Annotated in this window: 5 protein-coding genes and 1 pseudogene; 3 read left to right on the forward strand and 3 right to left on the reverse strand. The window is 73.6% G+C overall.

The annotated features are described in order from the left end of the window. Both ACFFNX_RS40610 and ACFFNX_RS40615 read left to right on the forward strand, forming a co-directional pair. Positions 1 to 736 (forward strand): annotated as a pseudogene (locus ACFFNX_RS40610) (hypothetical protein); the annotation flags it as partial. Positions 737 to 992: 256 nt separating this feature from the next. Continuing rightward, entirely contained in the window at positions 993 to 1769 is a 777-nt protein-coding gene (locus tag ACFFNX_RS40615) for an isocitrate lyase/PEP mutase family protein (RefSeq protein ID WP_378211505.1), read from the forward strand. Between the two features lie 221 nt (positions 1770 to 1990). Here ACFFNX_RS40615 and ACFFNX_RS40620 read toward each other — a convergent pair whose 3' ends face one another. Next, on the reverse strand, positions 1991 to 2542 hold the full coding sequence (locus ACFFNX_RS40620; RefSeq protein ID WP_378211506.1) for a hypothetical protein: 552 nt from the start codon (positions 2540 to 2542) through the stop codon (positions 1991 to 1993). A gap of 114 nt (positions 2543 to 2656) precedes the next feature. Continuing rightward, positions 2657 to 3715: a phosphotransferase family protein gene (locus tag ACFFNX_RS40625; RefSeq protein ID WP_378211507.1), complete on the reverse strand. Its 1059-nt coding sequence runs from the start codon at positions 3713 to 3715 to the stop codon at positions 2657 to 2659. A gap of 349 nt (positions 3716 to 4064) precedes the next feature. Here ACFFNX_RS40625 and ACFFNX_RS40630 point away from each other — a divergent pair, with 349 nt between their 5' ends. After that, entirely contained in the window at positions 4065 to 4778 is a 714-nt protein-coding gene (locus ACFFNX_RS40630) for a hypothetical protein (RefSeq protein ID WP_378211508.1), read from the forward strand. Here ACFFNX_RS40630 and ACFFNX_RS40635 read toward each other — a convergent pair. Then, on the reverse strand, positions 4723 to 5531 hold an 809-nt coding region (locus ACFFNX_RS40635; protein ID WP_378211509.1), incomplete at its 5' end, for an aminotransferase-like domain-containing protein. The two genes, ACFFNX_RS40630 and ACFFNX_RS40635, sit on opposite strands and share 56 nt — an antisense overlap.

Raw genomic sequence — 5531 nt, forward strand, 5'->3', positions numbered from 1 at the left:
GGTCGCCACCGCGCGCCTCCTGAACGCCATGCCGGCGGCGGCCCTCCCCGCCCCGTTGCGCGACCGCGTGCTCGGCACGGCCGCGGCCCCCGAACTCGGGGAGCTGCGGGAGACGATCGCGATGCGCGCCGATCCCCCGCCCGAGCCCGAGACCGCGTTCGAGCCGGAGCCCGAGCGCAGGGGCCCGCGCCTGTGGCCGGTCTTCGCCGCCGTCGCGTGCGTCCTGGTCATCGTGTGCGGGGTGTTCCTCCTGCTGCCCGGGTCGGGCCAGGAGAAGACGAGCGGCCAGCAGCCCATCACCGCGCCGAGCGAGTCGCCGACGGCCGACGACGGCCTCCCGTCGGACTCGGCCGAGCCGGAGCCCAGCAGCGACTCACCGAGCCCGAAGCCCTCCAAGTCGAGCAAGACCCCGACGCCGACCCCGAGCACGACGAAACCGCACACCCACCACCCGTCGCCGAGCTCGCCGCAGCGCCCGGGCACGCTGTCGGTCTCCGGCTGCCACATGTCCGGCACGCGCCACTGCTCGGTGACGGTCACCGCCAAGGGCGGCCCGGTCAGCTGGAGCGTGTCCGGGACCAGCGGCAGCATCGACGCGGGCGGCAGCGGAAGCCTCGGCGCGGGACAGAGCGACTCGGTCACCGTCAGCCGGACCGACAGCTTCTGCTTCGGCAGCGGCAGCGGCTCGGTGACGTTCAGCTCGGGCGCGTCGGCATCCGTCACCTGGAGTTGCTGACCGGCCCTCGCCAGGTGGTCCACCACCGTGCGACCCCAAGTGGCTCTTCTGCCCGGTCGCGCCGGACCGTACGGTCGAGGCCATGAGTCTCATCGGCGCTTCTGCTTCGGCAGCGGCAGCGGCTCGGTGACGTTCAGCTCAGGCGCGTCGGCATCCGTCACCTCGAGCTGCTGACCGACCCTCGCCAGGTGGTCCACCACCATGCGCCCCCAAGTGGCTCTTCTGCCCGGTCGCACCGGACCGTACGGTCAGGGCCATGAGTCTCATCGACAAGGCCGCGCGGCTGCGCGAGCTTCACCGGAGCGGGACGCTTCTCATCCTGCCCAACGCATGGGACGCCGCGAGTGCCCAGGTGCTCGCCGCGGCCGGGTTCCCGGCGCTCGCCACGGCCAGCGCCGCCGTGTCCCAGGTCCTCGGCTACGAGGACGGTGAGGGCGCGCCGCCCGACGAGATGTTCGCCGCGGCGGCCCGCATCGCGCGCAGCGTCGACGTACCGGTCACGGTCGACGCCGAATCCGGCTACGGCCTGGCGCCCGCGGAGCTCGCCGAGTGCCTGCGCGAGGCGGGCGCCGTGGGCTGCAACCTGGAGGACACCCTCCACGGCGAGGCGGCCGGCGGAGGGCACGTGCTCGCGGACCTGAAGGCACAGGCCGACCGCGTCCGTGAGCTGCGGGACGCCGACCCCCACCTGGTGATCAACGCGCGCACCGACGTGTTCCACGACGGTTCGCTCCCGGGCGCCTCGCCGGAGGAGGTCCTCGGGGAGGCGGTGGCGCGCGGCCGCGCCTACCTCGACGCGGGGGCCGACTGCGTGTTCCCGATCATGGTCACGGACGAGGCGACGATCGGCACGCTGGTCGAGCGGATCCCGGGGCCGGTGAGCGTCCTCTACCGGCCCGGCATGCCGTCGCCGGCCCGGCTCGCCGAGCTGGGCGTGGCACGGGTGACGTTCGGACCCGGCCTGCACCGCGCGACCCTGGCCGTTCTCGGCGACCTCGCCGGGCGGCTGCGGGAGGGCACCGCGCCCTACTGATCTACTCCAAAATGCCATTGCGATCAAATCGCAATCAGATGCTCCAAAACACCTCTCGATGGTGACAGGATCCGGTGATCCCACCGCTGGCGGGACCCCAGGAGCACTCGTGGCAGGACGGCCGAGTCTCGACGGGGAGGCCGACCGGCCGAGTCGCTGAAGGCGGGCGGCTCCACCGCCCTGCCACCGATATTCGACGCGCACGGCCGACGGCTGTTCGACTACCTCCGCGGCCAGGAGGCCGCGGCACAGGCCCTGCACGACGCCCTGATCACCCTCCAGGAACGCGTCGGGCGGCTTCCCCGGCACCGTTCCGCGGCCGGCTGTACGCCGTGACGCGGAACGAGTGCGTCCGCCGCCGCGCCGACGCCGAGGCCGACGAGGCGGCACGCCAGCTCGTGCACACCGCCCTGCTCGTGCTCGGCGCCTCCTGGCGGGAGGCGCTCGACCTGTTCCTGCGGCACGAGCTGGACCCGGACGAGCTCGCCGTAACGCCGCACGAGGCGTCGATGCGGGCGGCCCAGGCCCGGCACGACCTGAACGACGCCTTCGCCGCCGTCGTCGTGGCGGCCGGGCACGTTGTCGGTGACCGGCCGCCACCTGCCCGACACCCGCCACCTGCCCGACACCCGCCACTGTCCGGCCTGCGCCACTGCTCGGGTGCGGATCACCGCCCGGGGTGGGCCGGTCGATTGGCGGGCGGCCGGAACGATCGGCACCATCAGCGCGAGCGGCGGCGGAAGGCTCCGCGCGGGGCAGAGGGCCTCGGTCACCGTCACCCGGACCGGCCGGTTCTGCTTCGGCGTCCCCAGCGCCTCGGTGACCTTCAGCGCGGACGTGACATCGTCACCTTCGACTGCCGACCGGGCGGGCCGCCTGGCGGCCGGTCAGAGCGCGCCCTCGTCCAGGACCTGATGGGCGCGGTCGAGGTAGACCGGGACCGCCGTGCCGATCCGCTCGAAGCCCTCGCCGACGGTCGCGTTCTGCAGATACCGCGCGTGGATGCCCTCGAGAATGACGGCGAGCTTGAAGCAGCCGAACGCCACGTAAAAGTCCAGATGGGACAGGTCGCGGCCGGTCAGGTCGGCGTACCGGCCGGCGAACTCCGCGCGGGTCAGGAACCCGGGCGCCGAGGTCACGGTCGAGCCGACGGGCGTCGGCATGCGCTCGGCCTCGCCGGCGTCGGCCCAGTAGGTAAGCGTCAGCCCGAGGTCGGACAGGGGGTCGCCGAGCGTGGACATCTCCCAGTCGACGACCGCGGCGATCTCCGGCTCCGGCCGCAGGCGTACGAGCGCGTTGTCGAGCCGGAAGTCGCCGTGCACGAGCCCGGTGAGCCCGTCGGACGGCAGGCGCTCGCCGAGTCGCCGGACGAGCCGGTCGTACGCCTCGTCGGTCCGGCCGCCCGCCTCGGCCGCGTGCGAGGACTCCCACTGCCGGCACCAGCGCTTGAGCTGGCGGGCCATGTACCCGTGCGGGCGGCCGAAGTCGCTCAGCCCGGCGCGTTCGACGTCGAGGAGGTGGATCGCGGCGAGCACCTCGGCGAGGCGCTCGGACAGGGAGCGCGCCTCCTCGGCCGTGACGTCGGCGGCGTCCTCGGGGGTGCGCATGACCCGGCCCTCGACGTGGTCCATGAGGTAGAACGGCGCGCCGATGACATCCTCGTCGGTGCACAGGGCCAGGGTGGCCGGGACCGGCACGTCGCTGCCGGCCAGCGCCGAGAGCACGGTGTACTCCCGGCGCATGTCGTGCGCGGTGGGCAGAACGTGGCCGAGCGGGGGGCGGCGGAGCACGACGCGGCGGTTCTCCAGCCGGACGAGATAGGTCAGGTTGGACCGGCCTCCGGCGAGAAGGTCGATCCCCGTGATCCGCCCCTCCTCCGGCAGCGCCTCCGCCAGCCAGGACGACAGGTGGGGAACGTCGATGCCGGGGACGGGCGGCTCAGTCATGCGATCTCCTCGTTCGGCTCACAGCGCCTATTAGAACGCGACTCGGTCGGCCCACGCGACCCGCGTCGCGGTCCGGTTTCGGGCCCACCGGAACCCGCCGCGGAGGCCTCGGCGCCCCGGCCCCCGCGCAGCGGCGCATCGCATCGGCCGGATCCGGCCCCGGGAGGGTGGCCGGGAGTCACGAAGGGTACGCAGTCAAACCGTTGAGGTATCAGAACTGGACCAACAGGGGAGGTTGGCACATAAGTTCGCAAAGTCCGCGCGGCCGGAGCAAACTCCCGCCCACCTTGGTAAAGACTTGCACAGTGACCGTTCGGGACACGACCCGACCCGACTGGGGGGACTCATCGTGGCCGACGCTTGGCTGCCCGGCGCCGTACGACTGCAATCCCGACACGACGGCGGCTCACTGCGGGGCGGAGCGCCCCGCGCCGTCTGGCATACGAGTGAACACGACCCGCTGGCGATCTCCGCGCACTCGGCGGCACAGCACCTCGAGCAGCAGGGGACCAACGCCCACGTCGTCTGGAATCCCTTCTCCGGCCAGATCGTGCAGATGGTGCCGGCCACGCAGGCGGCGCTCCTGCTGCCGGACGGCATCGGCCGGGAAGGCCGACGGTGCGTGCAGATCCTCGTGGTCGGGCTCGCCCGCGAGCCGTTCACCGAGGGCGCGATGCAGGGCCTCGGCCTGATCGTCGACTGGCTCGACACGTGGCAGGTGCCGCGGCGCTGGCCGGCCGGCCCGCCGCTCGCGCCTCCCGAGGCCTACAGCGCGCCGCAGGACCGCAGATCGTGGGCGCGCGGCGGTCACTTCGGCGTGTCCCAGGTGCCGTACGCCCAGGGCCCGGCCCCCGGCGCCATCGACATCGGCAGGATCACCGGGCCCGCCGTGCCACCGGAGATGCCACGGATCACGGCGGGCGATGTGTCGCTGCCCGGCGGCACGGAGAACCTGCCCATCGCGCACCTGGTCACCGGCGGCACGCCCACCGAGCCCTCCACCGCGTCTACCGCCGGAGCTCCTCCCGAACCAGCTCCCGTACGAGCGAGCACCCCGACCTGACCTGGGAGACGGTCGCGCCGCCGTACCCGAGGACCAGCCCGTGCACGTCCGGGGCGGTCGAGTAGCGCTCCTCCAGGGAGGACAGCAGTACGCCGCGCTCGGCGGCGCGTTCGATGACCGGGTCGGGCACCCCGGCCGGCAGCTCGACGACGAGGTGCAGGCCGGCGGTGTCCCCGAGCAGCGGCAGGTGCCCGAGCGTCTCGACGATCGCGGCGCGGCGGCGGCCGTACTCGGCACGCATGCGGCGCACGTGACGGTCGAGGTCACCGCGTTCGAGCAGGATGCGCACGGCCTCCTGGGACACGACGGCCGTGCTGTCGTTCAGGCGCAGCCGGGTCTCGGCGATCGCCTCCACCAGATCGGGCCGGGCCACCAGCCAGCCGGTGCCGACGCCCGCCGTCAGGGTCTTGGACGTGGTGCCGAGGTAGACCGTGTGGTCGGGCCCGAGACCGTACAGGGCGGGCAGCGGGGCGACGTCGTAGCGGAACTCGCTGTCGTAGTCGTCCTCGACGATCAGCGCGTCCTCGCGCCGGGCCCAGGCCAGCAGCGCCTGACGGCGCGGCACCGGCAGCCGGCCGCCGAGCGGGTACTGGTGGGACGGCGTCGTGTAGACCAGGCGCAGGCCGCCGGGCAGCGCGTCCACGATCAGCCCGTGCTCGTCCACCGGGCACGGCACCGCCTCCACGTCCCGCGCGGCCAGCACCTCCCGCGCGTTGGCGTAGCCCGGCTCCTCGACGCCCGCGCGATCGCCGG

The sequence above is a fragment of the Actinoallomurus acaciae genome, assembly GCF_042429965.1.
In the GTDB taxonomy this organism is placed as follows: Bacteria; Actinomycetota; Actinomycetes; order Streptosporangiales; family Streptosporangiaceae; genus Actinoallomurus; species Actinoallomurus acaciae.

Coding starts and splice junctions, on each gene's coding strand:
- ACFFNX_RS40625 (WP_378211507.1), bottom strand. CDS start 3,715: ATGACTGAGCCGCCCGTCCCCGGCATCGACGTTCCCCACCTGTCGTCC.
- ACFFNX_RS40615 (WP_378211505.1), top strand. CDS start 993: ATGAGTCTCATCGACAAGGCCGCGCGGCTGCGCGAGCTTCACCGGAGC.